Source organism: Nonomuraea sp. NPDC003201 (assembly GCF_053590415.1).
On the sequence record NZ_JBSFTC010000195.1, the window covers coordinates 1 to 21,647 of the forward strand.

At 71.6% G+C, this 21,647-nt stretch carries 18 protein-coding genes; 12 read left to right on the top strand and 6 right to left on the bottom strand.

Translation table 11 applies throughout. From position 1 onward, the window contains the following. Nucleotides 1–3,180, bottom strand: a 3,180-nt coding sequence (locus ACWDX9_RS42085; RefSeq protein WP_449964804.1) for a LamG-like jellyroll fold domain-containing protein, incomplete at its 3' end; no start/stop codon positions are given. A 370-nt stretch (nt 3,181–3,550) separates the two neighbouring features. Between ACWDX9_RS42085 and ACWDX9_RS42090 the strand changes: the two genes are divergently transcribed. From ACWDX9_RS42090 to ACWDX9_RS42115, 6 genes are all read left to right on the top strand, one after another. After that, on the top strand, nt 3,551–4,579 hold the full coding sequence (locus ACWDX9_RS42090) for a LacI family DNA-binding transcriptional regulator (RefSeq protein ID WP_449964807.1): 1,029 nt from the start codon (nt 3,551–3,553) through the stop codon (nt 4,577–4,579). A 67-nt stretch (nt 4,580–4,646) separates the two neighbouring features. Then, nucleotides 4,647–6,062, top strand: a complete 1,416-nt coding sequence (locus tag ACWDX9_RS42095) for a sugar ABC transporter substrate-binding protein (RefSeq protein WP_449964810.1) — start codon at nt 4,647–4,649, stop codon at nt 6,060–6,062. 4 nt (nt 6,063–6,066) lie between these two features. Beyond that, nucleotides 6,067–7,020 (top strand): carbohydrate ABC transporter permease, encoded by a 954-nt coding sequence (locus ACWDX9_RS42100; RefSeq protein ID WP_364267242.1) that lies wholly within the window; start codon nt 6,067–6,069, stop codon nt 7,018–7,020. Next, on the top strand, nt 7,017–7,823 hold the full coding sequence (locus tag ACWDX9_RS42105) for a carbohydrate ABC transporter permease (protein ID WP_449964814.1): 807 nt from the start codon (nt 7,017–7,019) through the stop codon (nt 7,821–7,823). Before ACWDX9_RS42100 ends, ACWDX9_RS42105 begins: the two co-directional genes overlap by 4 nt. A gap of 27 nt (nt 7,824–7,850) precedes the next feature. Next, entirely contained in the window at nt 7,851–9,749 is a 1,899-nt protein-coding gene (locus tag ACWDX9_RS42110; RefSeq protein ID WP_449964817.1) for a glycoside hydrolase family 127 protein, read from the top strand. Between the two features lie 4 nt (nt 9,750–9,753). After that, on the top strand, nt 9,754–11,451 hold the full coding sequence (locus ACWDX9_RS42115; protein WP_449964820.1) for a CBM35 domain-containing protein: 1,698 nt from the start codon (nt 9,754–9,756) through the stop codon (nt 11,449–11,451). 42 nt (nt 11,452–11,493) lie between these two features. Here ACWDX9_RS42115 and ACWDX9_RS42120 read toward each other — a convergent pair whose 3' ends face one another. Then, nucleotides 11,494–12,282: an SAM-dependent methyltransferase gene (locus tag ACWDX9_RS42120; protein WP_449964824.1), complete on the bottom strand. Its 789-nt coding sequence runs from the start codon at nt 12,280–12,282 to the stop codon at nt 11,494–11,496. Between the two features lie 70 nt (nt 12,283–12,352). On the opposite strand from ACWDX9_RS42120, the gene ACWDX9_RS42125 reads away from it, so the two are divergent. Then, nucleotides 12,353–12,895 carry an XdhC family protein gene (locus ACWDX9_RS42125; protein WP_449964827.1) on the top strand — a complete coding sequence of 181 codons (543 nt, stop codon included), beginning with the start codon at nt 12,353–12,355 and terminating at the stop codon, nt 12,893–12,895. Between the two features lie 4 nt (nt 12,896–12,899). Here ACWDX9_RS42125 and ACWDX9_RS42130 read toward each other — a convergent pair whose 3' ends face one another. Together ACWDX9_RS42130 and ACWDX9_RS42135 are read right to left on the bottom strand one after the other, a co-directional pair. Next, complete coding sequence (locus tag ACWDX9_RS42130) at nt 12,900–14,459, bottom strand: sulfatase family protein (protein WP_449964852.1); 1,560 nt, start codon at nt 14,457–14,459, stop codon at nt 12,900–12,902. Nucleotides 14,460–14,654: 195 nt separating this feature from the next. Continuing rightward, a complete protein-coding gene (locus ACWDX9_RS42135) occupies nt 14,655–15,491 on the bottom strand; it encodes a hypothetical protein (protein ID WP_449964830.1) in 837 nt (278 codons plus the stop codon). A 174-nt stretch (nt 15,492–15,665) separates the two neighbouring features. On the opposite strand from ACWDX9_RS42135, the gene ACWDX9_RS42140 reads away from it, so the two are divergent. After that, a complete protein-coding gene (locus tag ACWDX9_RS42140; RefSeq protein ID WP_449964833.1) occupies nt 15,666–16,859 on the top strand; it encodes a cytochrome P450 in 1,194 nt (397 codons plus the stop codon). Nucleotides 16,860–16,863: 4 nt separating this feature from the next. Here the strand turns inward: ACWDX9_RS42140 and ACWDX9_RS42145 are convergent, their stop codons facing one another. Continuing rightward, nucleotides 16,864–17,622 carry a class I SAM-dependent methyltransferase gene (locus ACWDX9_RS42145; protein ID WP_449964836.1) on the bottom strand — a complete coding sequence of 253 codons (759 nt, stop codon included), beginning with the start codon at nt 17,620–17,622 and terminating at the stop codon, nt 16,864–16,866. A gap of 136 nt (nt 17,623–17,758) precedes the next feature. On the opposite strand from ACWDX9_RS42145, the gene ACWDX9_RS42150 reads away from it, so the two are divergent. The 4 genes from ACWDX9_RS42150 to ACWDX9_RS42165 all read left to right on the top strand — a co-directional run bounded on the left by ACWDX9_RS42150 (nt 17,759) and on the right by ACWDX9_RS42165 (nt 21,222). Further along, nucleotides 17,759–18,346, top strand: a complete 588-nt coding sequence (locus ACWDX9_RS42150; protein ID WP_449964839.1) for a TetR/AcrR family transcriptional regulator — start codon at nt 17,759–17,761, stop codon at nt 18,344–18,346. Nucleotides 18,347–18,390: 44 nt separating this feature from the next. Then, a complete protein-coding gene (locus ACWDX9_RS42155; protein WP_350741025.1) occupies nt 18,391–18,981 on the top strand; it encodes a TetR/AcrR family transcriptional regulator in 591 nt (196 codons plus the stop codon). A gap of 72 nt (nt 18,982–19,053) precedes the next feature. Then, nucleotides 19,054–19,605: a TetR/AcrR family transcriptional regulator gene (locus ACWDX9_RS42160; protein WP_449964843.1), complete on the top strand. Its 552-nt coding sequence runs from the start codon at nt 19,054–19,056 to the stop codon at nt 19,603–19,605. A 129-nt stretch (nt 19,606–19,734) separates the two neighbouring features. Beyond that, nucleotides 19,735–21,222: an MFS transporter gene (locus ACWDX9_RS42165; RefSeq protein ID WP_449964846.1), complete on the top strand. Its 1,488-nt coding sequence runs from the start codon at nt 19,735–19,737 to the stop codon at nt 21,220–21,222. 34 nt (nt 21,223–21,256) lie between these two features. Here ACWDX9_RS42165 and ACWDX9_RS42170 read toward each other — a convergent pair whose 3' ends face one another. After that, nucleotides 21,257–21,529 (bottom strand): acyl-CoA-like ligand-binding transcription factor, encoded by a 273-nt coding sequence (locus ACWDX9_RS42170; protein WP_449964849.1) that lies wholly within the window; start codon nt 21,527–21,529, stop codon nt 21,257–21,259. Nucleotides 21,530–21,647: the final 118 nt, after the last annotated feature.

A 21,647-nucleotide genomic window follows, 5' to 3' on the forward strand; every position in this document is an offset into this window, starting at 1 on the left:
CTTCGCGGTCCCGGCGAGCCGGGCGGACTCCGCCTCGTACACGGTGGCCGGCAGCGCGCCGGCGGCCGGCCGCACCTCGAGCCGGTCGATGAGCGACGTGCCGGACCTGCCGGTGACCGTGACCTTGTTGACGCCGCCGGACAGCGACACCGCCGCGGTCGCGTCGCCGCGCCGGGCGCGGTCCAGCACCCGTACGCCGTTGACCGTCACCGCCGCCTGGCCGGAGCCGAGCAGCTTGAGGTCCAGCTCGGCCGGGGCGTCCTGGGCGGAGTACACCCAGAAGGTGGCCGACTCCTCGCGCCGGGCCGCGACGACGCCGGAGCCCGAGAGCGCGGCGCCGTACGCGGAGTAGGACGGGCGGGCGCCGCTCAGGTCGGCCAGCTCGGCCTCGTAGACCGAGGTCGCCGCCGCCGGGTTGGCCAGCGAGAGCCGGATCCGGTCGACGATCGCGTCGCCCTTCGTGGCCTTGGCGCCGTCGAGGCTGCGCGCGGCCAGGGAGAGCACGTGCTTGCCCGCCGTGAGCTCCACGGTGGTGTCCGCGTGGTCCCAGACCACCCACTTGTAGCCCAGCGGCAGGAACAGCTCCTGCTCCGCGCCCCCGTCCACGCGGACGAAGACGTTGGTCGGACCCTGCTCGCGCACCCGGTCGAAGGTGTTCAGCGAGTTGGCGAACACGCTGAGGTCGTAGCGGCCGGCCCGCGGCACCTCGACGGTGAAGTCGAGCACGCCGTCCGAGCCGGTACGCAGCCCGCCCACGTCGTAGCGGCCGGAGGTGTAGAACTTCGACACGTCCGAGGGGGAGCCCTCGGGGCCGTTGCGGCTGTAGCCGCCGCCGGTGTACTTCGCGTCCTCGGCCTCGTACGACCCCTCCCACAGCTTGGGCGCGGGCGCCGTCGCGGTGCCCGAGCCGGCGGGGGTGAGGACGATCTCGTACGCCGACGACTCCTTGAGCCTCGGCAGGTCACCGGCCCCGAAGTCGAAGACCACGGTGCCGTCCTTGACGGCGACATCGCGTTCGGCGACGATCTCCGGCTGCGCCGAGTCGCCGACCTGGCCGGTCCACGGGATCTCCCGCACCCACGCGTGCACGCGGCGGCCGAAGACCTTGTCGGGGACGTGCTCGAAGCGGATGTGCCCGGCGCTGTCGGCGCCGCCGAAGATGGCGCGGGCCTGCTTCTTGCCGGGGTCGAGCGTGGCGACGCCCTGCAGGGTGTAGTTCTGCCCCGGGTACGGCGGCGTGACCCGCACGGTGTGGCCGCTCATGCTGCCGTAGGCGTTGAAGAGCCACCACTGGCCGTTGCCCCGGTTGGCCTGCACGGCGGAGTCGGACAGGTTGCCGTCGATGTTCCAGTACGCGATGTCGGCGTCGACCTTCGACTCCTCGATGGCCGACACCCACTGGATCATCTGGCCGGGCACCGAGGTGTGGTAGTTGAAGGCGTACTCGTTGACGTTGATGGGCAGCCGCTTCCCGGCGTACTTCGTGCCGGCGAAGACCTCGGCCTCCATCTCGCGGTAGCGCTTCACGCTCGCCCTGACCTGCTCGGGGTGGCTGAGCTCGTGCCAGGTCATCACGTCGGGCACGGTCCCGGCCTCGACGACGTGCTCCAGGTAGCCCTTGACCTGGGAGTACAGCACGCTGGTGTTGGGACCGGCGATCCGGGCGGCCGGCATCTTGCCCTTGATGAGGGCGTAGACGTCGTCCCACGCCTTGAAGTAGTCGCGCGGGTCGCTGAGCCAGCTGACCCGGTTGTAGCTCCACTCACCCGTGCCGAACATGTTGCCCTCGGGCTCGTTGAACGGCACGAACACAATGTTGTCCTGATATTTCGGGTCGAGCTGGAGGACCTGGTCCACCTGCTTGGCGATCTTCTGCCGGTACAGGTCGAGCTTCTCCTGCGGCGTGCCGCCGGGCCACTGGTAGGGGAAGCCGCGGTGGATGTCGGTCATGTAGATGTACACGTCGCCGCCGGTGCTGTCGGCCAGCGGCTTGACGACCTCCAGGGCGTCTGCGCCGGGGTGCTGCGGGCCGTCCTGGGCCTTGGTCGAGACGGTGCGCAGGCGCATCCCCTCAATGAGGTTGTTGGTCGGCACCCCCGGCCCGTACAGGCCGTAGAGCGTGCCGGACGCGCCGCCGTGGAAGGGGCCGGTGTCCTCGGCGAGGTCGATGACGAGCTGGCCCTCGCGGATCACGGTGACCTCGGCCGTGACGGGCCTGCCGCCGGCCGTGCCGGTCACGGTGAAGGTCCCGGCGGCGGCGTAGTCCGCGGGATCCACGGGCGACCAGGCGATGGGCAGCTCGCGGTCGTACCCGTCGGTGAAGGTGGCGCGGACGGCGGCCGGCAGGGCCGGCGCGGTGCCGATGGTCGTCCGGACGGAGAACGCGCTCTGGGCGAGGCCCGTCGGCGTCGGCGTCCGGCCGCCGGCGACGGCCGCCACCTGCTCCGCCGACAGCGCGGCGGCGTAGACGCGGAAGTCGTCGATCGCGCCGTCGAAGAGCGGGTCCTGATAGAACGAGCGCCCGATGAACCCGGCCGAGGTCGTGGCGGCGTCGATCAGCTGCGCGGCGCTGATGGTGGTGGGGGCCGAGGCCACGGCGGCGCCGTCGAGGTAGGTGGTGACGCGCTTGGCGGCGGTGTCGAGCGTGACGGTCAGCGTCTTCCACGCGCCGGCCGGCAGCGGGGCATAGCCCGTGACCTTGGCCTCGCCGCCGCCGCCCGAGGTGGTGACCGCCGTGCGCAGCACGCCGTCCCCGTTGTACGGCGTGCTGAACAGGTAGCGGTTGGTGTCCTTGCCGAGCGCGTAGATCCACTGCCAGGCGGCGGCGGTGCCGTCCCACTTGACCCGCGCCGAGACCGTCAGGTCGGTCCTGCCCTTGATCGCGTCCAGCGGCAGCCGCACGTAGGCGCCGTCGGAGGAAGGCGCGCCGCCGGGCAGGCTCAGCGCGTGGCCACCGCCCGCGCCGTCGACCAGCGCGGCGGTGGAGCCGTTGACCAGCGTCCCGTTCAGGTCGTTGCCGGAGGAGTCGGTGATGGAGCCGGTGGCGAGGTCGTCGGAGTCGAACGTGTAGAGGAGCACGGGAGCGGGCGGATCCACGGTCCGCGCATCCGCGACGCCCGTGGTCAAGGCGGCGACGAGGGCGGCCGGGAGCAGCCCGGCCCACATGGCCTTGATGGTCATGACGAAGTCCCTGGGAGTGTGAGCGTTAACAAATCTCAGGGAGGGTGATCGAGGAACGCAACTGAGGGTTTCGCGTAGGTTACGTAGCCGCGCCCCGCGCGTCAATGGGCCGTTTCCGGCATGTCACGATTCGATATCGCCGACCGTCCTCACCCTTGACGCCCGCTCACCGGCGGCGCGACAGTCGGGGCACATCGTTGAACCGGTTCGCTGATTCCGGCGGCCCGCAGGTGGAGCCCGTTCCCGGCCGTGACCGGCGGCGGGCCGATCGATCCTGCAAATCCCCAGGAAAAGGCGCGGACCGGCCGGCGATCCGAGGGTTTTCGTAACGCAACTGTCGAACCGGTTCAATGACGTACAGGAGGTGAGAGTGGCGACGATCGGAGACGTGGCCCGGGAAGCCGGGGTGAGCCGCAGCACCGCGTCCTACGCGCTGTCGGGCAAGCGGCCCATCTCGGAGGAGGTCCGCCGTCGCGTGCTGGCGGCCGCCGAGGCGCTCGACTACACGCCGAACGCGGGCGCCCGAGCGCTGGCCACATCCCAGACCAAGGTCCTCGGTCTGCTCGCCCAGTTCCACGAAGACGAGTTCGCGCCCGCGATGATGCAGTACATCCTGGGCGTCACGAACACCGCCCGCGACCTGGGTTACGACACGCTGCTGGTCACCGAGGCCGACGGCGTGCGGGCGCTGCGGCGCATCACCGACTCGCGCATGGTGGACGGCGTCGTCCTGATGAACATCGCGCAGTTCGACCCGAGGCTGCCCATCCTGCGGGCCGCGCCGCAGCCGGGCGCCCTGGTCGGCCTGCCGGGCGACTGCTCGGGGCTCGACGTGTTCGACCTCGACTTCGAGGAGGCCGGCCGGGCCATGGTGGAGCACCTCCACCGGCTCGGCCACCGCGAGCTCATCCTGATCTCGCAGCCCGAGCACGTCGTCGAGCGCGGCGGCGCGTACGTGTGGCGCCTGCGCGACGCCGCACTCGAACGGGCCCGCCAGCTCGGCGTCACCCTGCACGCCGTGTACGGCGAGTCCCGCCAGCCCGCGGTCGGACACCTGCTCAACGCCCTGCTCGACGCCTACCCGTCGGCGACCGGCCTGCTGCTCAACAACGAGGCCGCCACCGCGGCCCTGCCCTCCGTCGCCCACCAGCGGGGCCTGCGGGTGCCCGAGGACCTCTCGGTCATCGGGCGCTACTCCGCCGAGTTCGCCGCGACCTTCTCCCTGCCCTATTCGTTCATCGAGAGCGCGCCCGACCGGCTCGGCGCCATGGCCGTACGCCAGCTCGTGCGCCGCGTCGAATCGCCGGCGGCCCGCGACGAGCCGTTCGTCGTGCGCTTCATCTCTCCCGAACTGGTCTCGCGCGGAAGCACAGCGCCCCCGACTCCCATCGCCCGCTAGTTCGCGGGCCCGACCCCCCACACCTTCCTGCTGCGCTCGAATGTGAGCGCTAACTTTGGAGGCCTCGATGAACCGCACGTCGGTTTCCGCGAAGGCGGCGGTCCTCGGAACCGCCGTTCTGGCCCTGTCAGTCGGCGCGTCCGCCTGCGCGTCCGCCCCGCAGACCGGTGGCACCACCACCAGCAGCGCCTCCGCGGGCGGCGCCGGCGCGTACACCTGGTGGGATCCGTACCCGCAGCACGACCCGTCCTCCGCCTGGGCGAAGCGGGTGGACTCCTGCGGCAAGCAGGCCGGCGTCACCATCCAGCGCACCGCCTACGACACCACCGCGCTGACCAACCAGGCGCTGCTCGCCGGCCAGGAGGGCAACGCGCCGGACGTCATCCTCCTCGACAACCCCGCCGTCTCGACGCTCGCGGACGCCGGGATGCTCACCACGATGTCCGATGTGCCCGAGTCCGGCACCACGTCCGACGTGCCCGAGTCCGGCACCACGTCCGACGTGCCCGAGTCCGGCACCACGTCCGACGTGCCCGAGTCCGGCACCACGTCCGATGTGCCCGAGTCCGGCACCACGTCCGATTTCGGCCTGGACACGGCCCGGTTCGACAAGAACCTCATCGCCGCCGGCGAGCTGGACGGCAAGACGTACGGCATCCCCATCGGCGCGAACACCCTCGCCCTCTACTACAACAAGAAGATCCTCGACGCGGCCGGCGTCGACCCCGGCTCGATCAAGGACTGGGCCACGCTCAACGCGGCGCTGAAGAAGGTCAAGGCCGCGGGCAAGAAGCCGATCACGTTCGCGGCCATCGGCACGGAGGAGGGCTCGTTCCAGTTCCTGCCGTGGTTCTGGGGCTCCGGCGCGCAGCTGACCCAGCTCGACTCGCCCCAGGCCGTCGCGGCGCTCGACCTGTGGACCACGTGGGTCAAGGACGGCACCGCCCCCAACTCCGTCATCAGCAACTCCCAGAACACCACCTGGGAGCAGTTCCTGACCGGGGAGTTCGCGTTCGCCGAGAACGGCACCTGGCAGATCGACAGCGCCAAGAAGGCGGGCTTCCCCACCGGCATCGTGCAGATCCCCGGCAAGGACGGGGGCACCGCGCCCACGCCCACGGGCGGTGAGTTCATCACGGTCCCGGTGCAGAAGGACACCAAGCGCTATGCCGTCACCAAGAAGATCCTCGAATGCATGACGACGCCCGAGGGCCTGGTGGAAACCGGTACGACGTTCGCGTACTACATCCCCTCCACCGCCGAGGGCCAGCAGGCGATCCTCGCCAAGGAGCCGGGCCTCAAGCCGTGGGTCGACGCCGTGAAGTCGGCCAAGGGCCGCACCAGCGACAACCTCGGCACCAAGTACCCGAAGATCTCCGAGGCGCTGTGGACCGGGGTGCAGAAGGCGCTGAGCGGCTCGGCCACCCCCGCCGACGCGCTCAAGCAGGCGCAGGCCCAGGCGAAGCAGGCCACTGGCGGCTGATCCGATGACCTCTCTCAGCAGCGAGGCCGGCGAGGCGGTGACGGTCGGCAGGGCGGCGCACGCGGCTCCCCGGCGGGGGCGCTCGCGGCAGTGGACGGCCTACGCCTTCCTCGCGCCGCTCGTGATCTACCTGCTCGTCTTCTACGCCTATCCGCTCTACCGCAACATCGACCTCAGCGTGCACGACTACACGCCGCGGGCGTTCGTGCGCGGCGACCCGGAGTTCACCGGGCTGGACAACTACCGCGACATCCTGTCCGACGACACCTTCCTGCGGGCGCTGCGCAACACGGCCCTGTTCACGCTGGTGTCCATCGCGGCGCAGTACGCCCTCGGCCTGGCCCTCGCGGTCTTCTTCCACCGCAACTTCCGCCTGTCGGCGGTGCTGCGCGCGATGTTCCTGGTCCCGTGGCTGCTGCCGCTGATCGTCTCGGCCTCGACCTGGTCGTGGATGCTCAACAGCGACAACGGCATCGTGAACGCGGCGCTGGAGGCGTTCGGGATCGGCCAGATCAACTGGCTCACCTCTCCCGACACCTCGCTGCTGGCCGTCACGATCGCCAACATCTGGCTCGGCGTCCCGTTCAACCTGGTGATCCTGTACGCCGGGCTGCAGAACATCTCCCCCGACCTGTACGAGGCCGCCGGCCTCGACGGGGCGAACGGGTGGCAGCGCTTCTGGCGCATCACCTTCCCGCTGCTGCGCCCGGTGTCGGCGATCACGCTGCTGCTCGGCCTGATCTACACGCTCAAGGTCGTCGACATCATCTGGATCATGACGAAGGGCGGCCCGGCGGACGCCTCGACGACGCTGGCCACCTGGTCGTACCGGGAGGCGTTCGGCACCGGCCAGCCCGACTTCTCACCGGCGGCGGCCGTCGGCAACCTGCTCATCCTCATCGCCTTCGCCGCCGGGCTCCTGCACGTGCACCTGCAGCGCAAGGAGGAGCGCGCATGAAGAGCTGGAAGACCGCGGCAGGCGTCGTCCTCGTCGGGGTGATGCTGTTCCCGGTCTACTGGATGTTCAACGTCTCACTGACCAGAACGGGCGACATGCGGGCCGACCCGCCCCACTGGTTCCCCTGGAACCCCACGTTCGAGGGGTACGCGGCGGCGTTCGCCCAGCAACTGCCGGCCCTGGCCACGAGCCTGTTCATCGGCCTCGGCACCGTCGCGCTCACGCTGCTCGTCGCCCTGCCCGCGGGCTACTCGCTGGCCAAGCTGCGCCCGCGCGGCGCGCGCGGGATCGACTTCCTGCTCCTCGTCGCGCAGATGATCCCCGCGGTCGTCATGGCCATGGGCTTCTACGCCATCTACATCAGGCTCGGGATGCTCAACACCGTCCCCGGCCTGATCGTCGCCGACTCGACGCTGGCCGTGCCGTTCGCGGTGCTGCTCTTCCGGGCGTTCATGGCGAGCATCCCCGGCGAGCTCATGGCCGCCGCGCAGATCGACGGGGCGAGCACCTGGCGGACGTTCCGGTCGATCATCCTGCCGCTGAGCCGCAACTCGGTGATCACGGTCTCGCTCTTCGCGTTCCTGTGGGCGTGGTCGGACTTCATCTTCGCCTCGACCCTCAACCGCAACAGCGACGTGATCCCGATCACGCTCGGCATCTTCCGCTACATCGGCAACAACACCACGCAGTGGAACTCGATCATGGCGACCGCCGTGATCGCGTCCGTCCCCGCGGCCTTCCTGCTGGTCCTCGCGCAGCGCTACATCGCCGCCGGGGTCACCGCGGGCGCCGTGAAGGACTGAACAGCAATCCGTCGAAAGGTTCACCACATGACCAGCCCCGTGCTGCCGTCCCAGGGCCGGGTACGCCCCCTCGGGCTCGCGCAGGTCTCCATCACCGGAGGGTTCTGGGGGAGCCGGCAGGCCGTGAACGCCGCGGCGACGCTCGCCCACTGCGAGTCGTGGATGGAGCGCCTCGGCTGGCTCGCCAACTTCGACCGGGTCGCCGACGGGACGACCGCGCCCGACCGCCCCGGCTGGTCGTTCTCCGACTCGGAGGTCTACAAGCTCCTGGAGGCCCTGGCCTGGGAGAGCGGCCGTACCGGCGACACGGGGGCGGAGGCGGCGATCAAGCGGCTCACCGGGCGGATCGCCCGCGCGCAGGACCCGGACGGCTACCTCAACACCTGCTTCGGGCACGGCACGCAGCCGCCGCGCTACAGCGACCTGGAGATGGGCCACGAGCTCTACAACACCGGTCACCTCCTGCAGGCCGCGGTGGCCCGGCTGCGCACGCACGGCGAGGACGACCTCGTACGGGTCGCGCGCCGCGCCGCCGACCACGTGTGCCGCACCTTCGGCGCGGACGGCCGGCCCGGGATCTGCGGGCATCCGGAGATCGAGGTCGGCCTGGCCGAGCTCGGCCGGGCGCTGGGGGAGGAGCGCTACGTCGAGCAGGCGCGGATCTTCCTCGACCGCCGCGGGCACGGCACGCTCAGGGACATCCCCCTGGGCCGCGCCTACTTCCAGGACGACATCCCGATCCGGGAGGCCGACGTGTGGCGCGGCCACGCGGTCCGCGCGCTCTACCTGACCGCCGCCGCCGTGGACGTCGCCGTCGAGCGCGGGGACGACGAGCTGCTGCGGGCGGTGGAGCGGCAGTGGGAGCGCTCGGTCGCGCGCCGCACGTACATCACGGGCGGCATGGGCTCACGCCACCAGGACGAGGGCTTCGGCGAGGACTGGGAGCTGCCGCCGGACCGGGCGTACTGCGAGACGTGCGCAGGCGTCGCCTCGATCATGGTCTCCTGGCGCCTCCACCTCGCCACCGGCGACGTCCGCTACACCGACCTGATCGAGCGCACGCTCTACAACGTCATCGCGACCTCCCCGAGCCCCGACGGCAGGGCGTTCTTCTACGCCAACCCCCTCCACCAGCGGGCTCCGGGCCGGGAGGCGGACCCGGACGAGGTGAGCCCGCGCGCCGAGGCCGGGGTCAGGGCCGCCTGGTTCGACGTGTCCTGCTGCCCCACCAACGTCGCCCGCACCCTGGCCGGCCTCCAGGGCTACCTCGCCACCACCGACGACGACGGCCTGCAGCTCCACCAGTACGCCCCCTCGACCGTCCGCGCCGAGCTGCCGGACGGGCGGGAGGTCGCGGTGGAGGTCGAGACCGCCTACCCCGACAGCGGAACCGTCCGCGTCCGGATCCTCGCCGACGGGCTCTGGACGCTGGCGCTGCGGGTGCCCTCCTGGGCCGCCGGGGCCACGCTCGCCGAGGACGGGCGGGCGCGGCCGGTCGAGCCCGGCATGGCCACGGTGCGGCGGGCGTTCCGGGCGGGCGAGGTGATCACGCTCGAACTGCCGATGGAGCCCCGCTTCACCTGGCCGGACCCCCGCATCGACGCCGTACGCGGCTGCGTCGCCGTCGAGCGCGGCCCCGAGGTCCTGTGCGCCGAGTCCCACGACCTCCCGCACCCCGGCGGGCTCGACGCCCTGACGATCGATCCCCGAAGCGACCCCCGATCCGGCCCCCGGGCCGAGCCCGGCGAAGTGCTGGTCCGCGGCCGCCTGGCCGCACCCCCTGACCGGCCGTGGGCCTATTCCGGCGCCGCGGCTGCCTCCGCGGCGGACGTCGAGTGGTTCGACGTGCCGCTGCGGCCGTACCACTCGTGGGCCCGTCGCGGCCCGTCGAGCATGCGTGTCTGGTTGCCCATCGAAGGAGAGTGACACGATGTCCCGATTCCGAGTGCTCGCCTTAGCCCTGGTCACCACGGCCACTGCCCTGGTGACCGTCTCACCCCCGGCCGCGGCCGCCGGCGCGACGCTGACCGTCAACGTCGCGCAGCCGTTCCGGCCGGTCACCCACGTCGCCTCCGGTGGCCTGTACGGCCTGGCCGAGAACTCCCGCCCGGCCGACTCCACCCTCCTCCCGATCAAGGTCAACTCCCTGACCCAGCCCGCGCCCGGCGTCGGCCAGCGCCCCAACGGCCAGCCGCCCGGCGGCGACTCCCTGCTGGTGTCCCCGCAGGCGACCCGGGCCGGCGCGGGCGAGTTCATCCGGATGCCCGACATCTATCCCGACTTCCCCTACAGGTGGGTGAGCTGGGACGACTGGCTGGCCAAGGTCAACACCATGGTCAACGCCCGGCTGTCGGCCACCACGGTCACGAACGTCATCGGCTGGGAGCTCTGGAACGAGCCCGACTACACCTGGAACACCGGCGCCGCGGGCAACTTCAACGACGCCTGGGTGCGTACGTACCGGGCGGTGCGCGCGCTCGACACGCTCACGCCGATCGTCGGCCCCAGCACCGCCACCTACAACCGCTCCTGGATGCAGTCGTTCCTCACCAACGCCAAGAACACCGGCACCCTGCCGGACATCATCTGCTGGCACGAGCTGCAGAACCCCACCAGGATCGCCTCCGACATCGCCGACTACCGCAACCTGGAGTCCTCGCTCGGCATCAGCCCGCGCCGCATCTCCATCAACGAGTACGCCGCCACCGGCGAGGTCGACGTGCCCGGCCGGATCGCCAGCTACGTCGCCAAGCTGGAGCGGGGCGGCGTGGAGTCCGCCCACCGGGCCTTCTGGTACGAGTACGGCACCATGAACGGCCTGGTCGTCAACAACAACCAGCCCACCGGCACCTGGTGGCTGTACAAGTGGTACGGCGACATGGCCGGGAACATGGTCACGACCACGACGACCACGACGACCGGCCTGGACGGGTTCGCCTCCTACGACGGCACCCGCAAGATCGTCAACGTGGCGTTCGGCAACGAGGCCGGCACCAACACCGTCAATCTCACGGGCCTCGGCGCGCTCGGCTCCAGCGTCCGCGTCACGCTGACCTCCACCCCGTCCAGCGGCCGCTTCGCCGCGGTCACCGCCCCCACCACGATCTCCACGACCACCCGGACGGTCAGCGGGGGCCAGCTCAGCGTGTCCGTGCCCAACATGGTGGCCACCAGCGCCTACCAGCTCGTCGTCGAGCCGGTCAGCGGGGTGCCCGCCTACCAGCAGCGGTACGAGGCCGAGAACGCCTCCGTCTTCCGCGCCCAGCGGCTCAGCGCCTCCAGCGCGTCGGGCGGCGGCTACGTGGGCCGGATCGACAACTCGGGCACGCCGCGTACCGACAGCTACGTCGACTTCGTGGTGAACGTGCCCACGGCGCGCTCGTACACGATGACCATCGGCTACGCCAACGGCACCGGCGCCACCGCGACCCAGGGCCTGGCCTACAACGGCGGCTCCTGGAGCACGGTCAGCTACCCGCCCACCGCGGCGTGGGGCGAGTTCGGCGCCACCGTCAGCACCAGCGTCACCCTCCGGGCCGGGTACAACGTGATCCGCCTGGCCAAGGGCTCGCCGTTCTTCTCCGGCGGCACCGGCTACGCCGAACTCGACTACATCCAGCTCACCTGACCCGCGCGGCGGTCCGGCGCACCCCGCCGGGCCGCCCGCACGTCAGGGCTTGCGGCCCATGCCGCAGATCGCGTTGATCACCGCAGGCTGGGGCGGCGCTCCCGCCGGGGGCCGCCAGAGCGGCGTGGAGACCACGCCCGGGTCCACGAGTTCGAGCCCCGCGAAGTGGACGGCGAGCCGCTCGGGGCTGCGCAGCGTGTACGGGAAGGCGGCCCGCTCGTTGTAGGAGCTCACCGCCGCCACCAGCGAGGGGTTGACGTCGGCGCCGTCGGACAGCGCCAGGTGGCTGCCGGGCGGCAGCGCCGCGACGTACCGGCGGACGAGATCGGCGGCGAGGTCGTCGTCGGGGATCTGGCCGGCGATGCTGAGCATCATCAGGCCGATCGGCCGGGAGAAGTCCAGGGTCTCGGCCGCCGCGGCGAGGATCGTGCCGGGGTCGCGCACGTCGGCCTCGACGTAGGCCGTCCGGCCCTCCGGGGTCCCGGCGAGCAGGGCGCGGGCGTGCGCGAGCACCAGGGGGTCGTTGTCGACGTAGACGACGCGGGACTCGGGCGCGAGGCGCTGCGCCACCTCGTGCGTGTTGTCGGCGGTGGGCAGGCCCGAGCCGATGTCGAGGAACTGCCGGATGCCCGCCTCGGCGACGAGGTAGGTCACCGCTCGCCGGAGGAACTCGCGCTGGAGCGTGGCCACCTGCGCGAAATCGGGGAACACGCGCAGCAGGGTGTCCCCGGCCTCGCGGTCCACGTCGTAGTTGTCCTGCCCGCCGAGCAGGTAGTTCCAGACCCGGGCGGAATGCGGCTTCGTACGGTCGATCCTGGGGTCGGCGTCCATTGCCGAAGCGTATACGATCTTCGTCGGCGTGCTCGAGCACGCGATGGGCCCCACGTGTCAGACTGCGAGTATGGCCCACACCCATGACGCAGAGGACCGGGCGTGCACAGTGGCCCACAGCGAGGCCCACAGCGAGGCCGGCAGCGAGGGCCCCGTCGAGCCGGCCGGGCGGACGCTGGTCGCCGTCTTCGCCTCCCCGGTGGCCGAGTGCCTGCTGAGGTTCGGCGCCCAGCTCGGCTTCCGCCCGATCCTGTTCGAGCCCGATCCTGAGCGCCGCCTCCAGGGATTCACGGCGGTGACCGGGCTCGGCGCCTGGCTCGACGCGACGGCCGACGTGGTGCTCACCGACCATCACCGCGAGGAGATCGGACCGGTCCTGCGCGACGTGCTCAAGTTCCCCGTCCGGTGGGTCGGCATCATGGGCAGCGCCCGCCACACCGCGCCGCACGTTCGGGCGCTGGCCGACCTCGGCGTGCCGCCCGAGGAGGTCGCCCGGGTGCACCGGCCCATCGGGCTCAACATCGGCTCGCGCACCCCGCCCGAGATCGCCGTCGCCACCCTGGCCGGCCTGATCGCCGACCGCAACGCCCGCCCGGGCGGCTTCGCCTTCTGAGGAGTCAGCGCAGGTGGGCGGCCGTCCAGCAGTCCATCGCGCCCGGCTTGCCGCACCTCTTCAGGCCGTCGAGGACCTTGCTCAGGGCGGCGGTCCTGGCGTTGCCGGGGTCGTTGGACTCCTCGCGCGGATCGGTGACGGTGTTGTAGTACTCGGGCCGCGGATCGCCCTTGTACTCGACGTAGAGCTCCCCGCCCGTGCGCACGGCGGAGTAGGTGGGCGGCCGGGAGTTGCCCTTCTTCATGGCGTCCGCGTCGGGGTCGGGCCGGCCGGGCGCGTGGGGGTCCGGCTTGACGTGCTCGATCAGCGCGGCGTCGCGCCAGCCGGTGACGTTCTGACCTTGGATGAGGGGGAGCAGGCTGCGGCCGTCGCGGCTGTCACGCGTCGCCGCGCCGACGCCGGCCATGTCGAGGAAGGTCGCGAACAGGTCCACGTTCTGGGCGATGGCGGGCGTCACGAGGTCGCCGCGCGGCCCCGAGGCCGGGCGCCTGACCAGGAGCGGCACCCGTACGTCGTGGTCGTAGGCCGTGGCCTTGCCGCGCACCAGGCGGTGCTGCCCGAGGTGGAAGCCGTTGTCGCTGGTGAACACGACGTACGTGTTCAGCTTCTCCTCCTCGGTCAGCGCGGACAGGACGCGCTGCACCATGTCGTCGATCGACTGCACCATGCGGATCCGGTCGCGGAAGTCCTCGCGGAGCTTCTCGGTGATCTTCGGGCCGAGGGGCTCCCGCCGTACCCAGGAGGGCTTGTCGGTGGTGTCCTCGTTGAACGACGGCAGGGTGGTCACGTCGATGGAGTCGCAGTCGGGGCCGCCGCAGTCGCCATGGGGGAACTCCCCGGCGGGGAAGCGGTCCTTCGGCCGGTCGCTCGGCGCGGGCGGGAAGCGCGGCTCCGTGTCGCCGCGCTTCACGTTGACCCTGTTGTGCGGCGAGAACGGCGAGACCTGGAGGAAGAACGGCTCGCCGGGGGTGTACCGGCGGGACCGCTCGATGAAGCCCACCGCCCGCTGCCCCAGCTCGTCGACCAGGTACCTGCCCCCGGAGGCGTCGATCGGCCGCCGGCCGCCCGCTTCCTCCTTGATGTAGCGGGTGAGCTTGTACCGGAACTCGTTGTAGCCGCCGCTCGCCGTCACGTGCCACTCGTCCCAGCCGGCCGGGACGTGGTAGCCGGGGCCCGCGGGATACTCGTTGATGTACTTGCCGAGGTAGCCCGTGCGATATCCGGCCTGATGCAGGGAGACGGCGTACGTCCTGCCCTCGTGCTTGGCGAACGCCCCGTAGCCGCCGTGGTCGTAGCCCTGGTTGGTCCGCACGCCCGTGTTGTGCGGGAACTGGCCGGTGAACATGGTGGCGCGGGACGGGCAGCAGAGCGAGTCGGCCACGTAGTAGCCGGTGAACGTGGTGCCGCCGTGGCTCAGGCTCTTGACCGTGTCCATGTACTGGAGCAGCTCGGCGGACAGGTCGTCGACGAGGAAGAAGATGATGTTCGGCCGCTTGGGCGCGGCGACGGCCCCCGCGCTCGACGGGGACGCGACGGTCAAGGCGAGGACGACGGCCAGCGCCACCGCCAAGCTTTTCCTGATATATCCGGGCATCGGGGAGAACAGCCTCTTTGGCAGGGGACAGGAGGTTGGGGGTGCGATGCACGTACATTCTGGACAAAGCACTCAAACAACTTCATATCACCCGCGAGGGCATGCTCCGGAGCCGGGCAATCCCGGCCGGCCCTCATGAGGCACGGCCGGGCAAAAGACCGGCGTCTAGTTCCAGATCCCCGGGACCGCGGCCGGGGCCTTGTCTCCGAGCTGGTCCCGGTCGAGCACGTCTCCCTGCAGGGGCAGGAGAACGGTGACCTCGCGACCCCAGTCCGCGTAGCGGGTGCTCGACTCGACCGTCATGGAGCTCTTGCCGTAGGGCAGGACGGCCTTGGCGGACAGCCGCTCGACCAGGCCGTCACCGCCGAACCAGAGGGTGTAGGTGATCTTGCCGTCGCGGCCGCTCCTGGAGCGCGTGCCGAAGCGCGACGCGAACGAGGGGGAGGCCGCCGCGAGCTTGGTGGCCTTGATGGAGCCCTTCAGCACGCCGTCACGCCACGAGGTGCGGTGGGACAGGAGCGTCTTGAGCGTGGCGGGCTCCAGGACGTTCAGCACCAGATTGCTCGGCGGCAGAGCGGCCCGGCTGTAGCGCACCCAGCTCGTGCCCTGAGGCAACGCGGACTCGACGATCGGGCCGGAGACGTAGCTCACGTCCCGGGTGGAGATCATCCTGATGGGCCCCTGCTGCAGGGCCTCGACCTCCGCCGGCTTCGTCCGCTTCACGCTGCGGAGGAGGTCCTTGCTGTACTGCAGGGTCTGGGCCACATCGGACGCGGCCGCGCCGCGCCGGTCGAACCCGATCGTGCCCTCCAGCCCCGAGGTGACGACCAGGCTGCGCGTGTACGTCACCTTGGCCGTGGACTGCACGTTGACGGCTCTGCCGGCGGCTAACTCGGCCTTGAGCGCCTTGACCGGGTCGATCTTGGGTGCCGCTTGCGCGGGCGTGGCGGTGAGTTGCACCACGCCCGCGACCACGGCGGCACCGATGATGGCTCGTTTCATGGGTTTCCTTGGGAACGGTCCGAAAAGTCGCGAACAATCTGGTGCATCGAAGATCATCAGTCAAGTCGAACCATGACATCCGGTATTTCCCGGACACCCCGTTCCCTTGATCTGACGCCGTACGGGGACGAGCATGGTCAACGGCGGCCCGACGACAGGGAGAGACGTGCCGGCGTGAACGACCACAGCGAAGACACGCGCAAGATCCCGCGCCAGGCCGCACCCGGGGCCTGCCCGGTCCGGCGCGCCGACGACGGCACGTGGGAGGTCCGCGGCCACGAGCAGGCCCGCTCCGTGCTGCGCAGCTACGACACCGTCCAGGCCGGGCTGGGCATCGAGACCGTGGAGAAGCTGCCCGCCAGGATCCGGCGGCCGGTCCTCTACCGCGACGGGCCCGAGCACCGCGAGGACCGCCGCCAGACCGCGCGGTTCTTCACGCCCCGCAGGGTGGACGAGCGGTATCGCGACCTGATGGCGCGGGTCGCGGAGAGCCGGCTCGCCGAGCTGCGGGCGACGGGGGAGGCGCACCTGTCGGAGCTGAGCTTCGGCATGGCGATCGAGGTGGCGAGCGCGATCATCGGCCTCACCTCCAGCAGGCCCGGGATCCGCGCCAGACTGGAACGGTTCTTCCCCGAGAAGTTCGGCCGGCCCGGCCTGACCAGCCCGAGCGGGATCTACTGGCTGGTCAGGCAGAACGTGAGCTGGCTGAGCGTCTACCTGGCCGACGTGCGCCCGGCGATCCGCGCCCACCGCCGCGAGCCGCGCGACGACCTCATCTCGCACCTGATCTCCGAAGGGTGCACGGACGCCGAGATCCTCGGCGAGTGCCTGACCTTCGCCGCGGCCGGCATGGTGACCACGCGCGAGTTCATCTGCGTCGCGGCCTGGCACCTGTTCGCCGACGAGGCGCTGCTGGAGCGCTACCGCGCGGCGGACGAGCCCGGCCGCCTCGCCGTCCTGCACGAGATCCTGCGGCTCGAACCCGTGGTCGGGCGGCTGCGCCGGCGCACCACCGCCGCTCTCGACCTGGCCGGAGCCGACGGGCCGGTCACGGTGCCACCGGGCGCGGTGATCGAGGTGTTCGTCGACGCGGCCAACACCGATCCCCGAGCCGTGGGCTCGCTGCCGCTGTCGGTCTGCCCCGGCCGCGCCATCGACGGGGGCACGAGCGCCGCGGCGCTGTCCTTCGGCGACGGGCCGCACCGGTGCCCGGGAGCGAACATCGCCATCCTGGAGACGGACGTCTTCCTCGGCCGCCTGTTCGCCATGGACGGCGTGCGGATGGCGTCGGCGCCGCGCGTGAGCTTCAACAACGACATCGGCGGCTACGAGATCCGCGGGCTGGTGGTCAGGGTGGGGGAGCCGTAGGGGGTCAGGAGGCGCCGCGTGCCGCGGTGACCACCACCGTGGTGTAGCGCATCGTGAAGCCGCCCCCTGCCGCGTCGACGGCGGCGCCGACGCCCGCGAGCACCTCCCGCAGCGTGGCCGCCGGGAGCCGGGTGTGGACGCCGGTGGTGGGCACCAGGTCGAGCCACTCGTCGCGGGTGTAGGGCCGCTCCCAGTCGAAGCGCCACTCCTCCACGTCGCCGAACGCGCCCGCCTGCCGGATGCCGTCGGCGGCCTTGGCGCTCAGCGACACGTACGCGTCCGCGTCGGACATCATGCGCTGGTAGATCGGCGCGTCGGGCATGATCCTGCGGTAGACCTCGGCGATGGCCGCACCGAGATCGGGCGGGGTCTGGAAGGCGTTCCAGAACACCGCCAGCCGCCCGCCGGGACGCAGCACCCGCGCCGCCTTGGCCGCGCCGGCGACGGGGTCCACCCAGTGCCAGGCCTGTCCGGCGACGACGGCGTCGAAGTCCCGTCCGGCGGGCTCCCAGGTCTCGAACGTCGACACCTCGACCTCGAGCCCTTCGCGCCGCGCGAAGCCGGCCATCCGCGCGTCGGGATCGACCCCGAGCACCTTGCAGCCGGCCGCCTGGAACTGCCGGGCCTCGATGCCGGTGCCGCAGCCGACGTCGAGGACGTCGGGCCCGGGGCTGCCGGCGACGATCCGGGCCACCATGGCGTCGGGGTAGTGGGGCCGGGTCCGGTCGTAGCGCTCGGCGTCCACGCCGAACGATTCCGCCATCTGCCGAGCTTGATGCGGCTCGGGCTCGGGAAGAGAGGCTCCCGGCTGAGATATAGTGGGCATGCGCCCACTATGAATGGGCATGTGCCCACTCGTCAACCCGGCGAGGCCGGACGATGGAAGGCGGGATGCGACGGTGCCGACAGGGGTGGCCCTCCGGGACGTGCGTGAGCAGCTGTTCGACGCCGCCGAGCGGATCCTGTTGCGGGACGGGCCGAGCGCGCTGACCAGCCGGGCGGTCACCGCGGAGGCCGGCTGCGCCAAGGGCGTCCTGCACCGGCACTTCGAGGACTTCGACGCCTTCCTGGCCGAGCTCGTGCTCGATCGCGTCGCCCGGATGGACGCCCAGGCCGCCGCGCTGCGCGAGTCCGCCGGGACCGGCACCGTCGCGGGCAATCTCGCCGGCGCGCTGACGACCGTGTTCGGGTCGGTCGCCGTGTCGATCGTCGCCCTCGTCACCTTCCGGGACGAGCTGCGCGCCCGGCTGCGCCGGTCCTGGCCGGTCGGCGTCCCGCTCCTGACGGAGGCCGGCGCCATGATCGCCGCCTACCTCCGCGCCGAGCGGGACCTGGGGCGCCTCGCGGCGGACGCCGACGTCGACACGCTCGCCCCGACCCTGATCGGGGCCGGGCACCTGCTGTTCGCCGACCGGACGGGAGCCCCGCCGGAGCCCGCCGCCGTCCGCAGGATGGTGACCACGGTCATCGCCGGCGTCGAGCGCTAGCAAGACGGACCGTATCGTCTCGCCTTGCTGCTATGCTGACCCGCATGTCGAAAAGCCCCGACCCCGCCCGCCGCAGTGAGCGCTCGCGGCAGGCCGTCCTCGAAGCGGCCCGCGAGCTGGTCTCCGAGATGGGATACGCCAAGATCTCGATCGAGGCCATCGCCGCCCGCGCGGGCGTGGGCAAGCAGACGATCTACCGCTGGTGGCGTTCCAAGGGAGCGGTGATCTTCGACGCCTTCCTCGCCCTCAGCCAGGTCGGCGACAGCATCACGCTGCCCGACACGGGCGACATCGAGGCCGATCTCAAGCTGGTGATGCGGGCGACGGTGGCCGAGTTCGCCGACCCGGCGTTCGAGGCGCCGATCAGGGCGCTCAACATGGAGATCATCAACGACCCCGACCTCGCCGCCCAGTACCGCGAGAAGCTGGCGGGCCCGGTCGACGAGGCCAAGAAGGCCCGGCTGCGCAGCGCGCAGCGCGCCGGCCAGATCGCCGAGGACGCCGACCTCGACCTGGCACTGGAGCTCCTGTACGCCCCCCTGTTCCAGCGCTGGCTGCACCGCTCGGGCCCGCTCACCCCCGAGTACGCCGACGCCCTCGTCGAGCTCACCCTCAAGGCCCTGCGTCCGGCCTGACCGCGTCCGCCGTCACCGGGTGGCCGCGGCGTCGATGAGTAACTGTACCTTCTGGATGGTACAGTTACGATCATGCGACCGAGCCAGAGGACCCGGATCCTGGACGCCGCCATCCGCGTGACGGAGCGCGACGGCATCACCGCCCTGACGCTGGAGTCGGCGGCCGAGGAGGCCGGCGTGACCAAGGGCGGGCTCATGTACCACTTCCGCACGCGCGAGGAGCTGCTGGTGGCGATCCAGCGGCATCTGACCGACGCGTGGGAGGCGCAGCTCGTCGCCGAGCTGGGCAAGCCGCTGGCGGACGCCTCGCCGCAGGAGGCCGTCGAGGCCTACGTACGGGTGGGCGCGCACGGTTTGGCGAGCAAGGCGGACCTGGCGTTCATGGTCGAGTCGGTCACCACGCCGGCGCTGGCCGAGGCGTGGGACGACCTCATCGGCCGCTGGGCCCCGCCGCCCACCTCGACCGACCCGCGTGACATCGACCTGCTCCTGGCGCAGCTGGCCGTCGACGGGCTGTGGCTGTGGCGGGCCACCAGCATGATCCCCCTGTCCGAGCCGGTCAGGAAGGCACTCCACGACCGCCTGCTCAAGCTGGTGGCGGCGGAGGATGCCGACGCCGGCTGAAGCGGGAGCCCGAGCAGGCGTCCTCCACCCCCCATACGTGCCCAGCCACCCCGACGACCGGGATCGCCCAGGTCGCCGGGGTTCGCCGTGTGACCCTGCGCCACCACCCATTTCTTTTGGAGGACCCCCATGACGAACACGATGACCGAGCTGAACCCCAGACGCTGGGCGGCGCTGGCCGTCCTGTCGGCCAGCCTGTTGCTGATCACGATGGACATGACCATCCTCAACGTGGCACTGCCGCAGATCTCGGCCGACCTGCGGCCGGGCGCGGTCGAACTGCTGTGGATGATCGACGTCTACTCCCTGGTCGTGGCGGGCCTGCTGGTGGCCCTCAGCGCGCTGGGTGACCGCTGGGGGCGCAAGCGCATGCTCGTCTCCGGCTTCGTCCTCTTCGGCCTGGCCTCCGTCGCCGTGCTGTGGGCCGACAGCCCGGCCGAGGTGATCGCCGTACGGGCGCTGCTCGGCGTCGGCGGTGCGATGATCATGCCGTCGACCCTGTCGATGATCCGCAACCTGTTCACCGACGCCCGCGAGCGGGCCACCGCGCTGGGCGTGTGGGCCGCGATGGCGGCGGTGGGCGGCGCGCTCGGCCCGATCGTGGGCGGGCTGCTGCTGGAGGCCTTCAGCTGGCACGCCGCGTTCCTGGTGAACGTTCCGGTCATGGCCGTCGCCGTCGTCACCGGGCTGCTCCTGCTGCCCGAGTCGCGCAACCCCGACCCCGGCCGCTGGGACGCCCTGGGCACGGTGCTGTCGATGGTCGGCATGATCGCCCTGGTCTACGCCATCAAGCACGTGGCCACCGAGGGCCTGGACGCGTGGACCGCGCTCACGGCCGTCCTGGCCGCGATCACGCTGACCTGGTTCGTCCGGCGGTGCCTGCGCCGCCCCGACCCCCTCCTGGAGGTCCGGCTGTTCCGCGGCGGCGCCTTCACCTCCGGCACCCTGGCCGCCTTCACCACCTCGATCGCCATGGCGGGCATGATGCTGCTCATGGTCCAGTGGGCGCAGCTCGTCCAGGGCTACTCGCCGCTGCAGACGGGCCTGGCCATGCTGCCCATGGCGGTCGGCTCCGCGGTCCTCTCGCCGCTGGCGCCGGCCCTGGCCACCCGGATCGGCGCGCGTACGGTGCTGGCCGGCGGGCTGGTGATCGGCGGGCTCGGCTTCGTGGTGCTCTGGATCGCCCCGACGACCTACCTCTGGGTGGCCGTGTCGATCCTGCTGATCGGGGCGGGCATGGGCTCGCTGGCCATCGCCTCCGCCGTGATCATGGCGGGCGCCCCGGCGGAGAAGGCGGGCAGCGCGGCCGCCATCGAGGAGACCTCGTACGAGATCGGCGGCACCTTCGGCGTCGCGGTGCTGGGCAGCCTGGCCGCCGCCCTCTACCGGGCCGAGCTGCCCGGGAACGCCACCGACGCGGTGCGCGAGTCGCTCGGCGGCGCGCTGGCGGCCGCCCGCGCGATCGGCTCCTCCGACCTGGCCGCCCAGGCCACGCTCGCCTTCACCGAATCGCTGCGGACGACCAGCCTGTACGGCGCCGTCCTCATGCTGCTGGCGGCCGTGGCCGTCTGGTGGCGTACCCCCGCCCGGCTGGACCTGGCCTCGGCCCAGCACTGAGCGCCTGCTACCCGGGGTCCTTCGGGCGGCGCGGCTACCTCTGGGGTCCTTCGGGCGGCGCGGCGGGCAGGACGACCGACAGGGCGTGGCGCAGGATGGCCGCGAACGACTCGGTGTTGCCGGGCTCCAGCCAGCGCCGCCCCGCCACCCGGATGGCCCCGGCCACCGCGGCGGCCACGACGGCGGGGAACAGGTCGCGCCCGGGATCGACGCCGGTGCGCGCCGCGATCGCCTCGGCGAGCGGCCCCTCCGCCATGGTGAACGTCTTCAGCGCCTCCCCCTCCAGCGCCGGCGTCGACATGATCATGCGCAGCCCGGCCCGATCGGGCTCGCGGAGACGGCCACGAAGTCGGCCTCGATCACCATGGCGGCCTTCTTGTCGCCGTAGACCTTGGTCACGCAGCCGGGGAAGTCGGTCTGCAGGG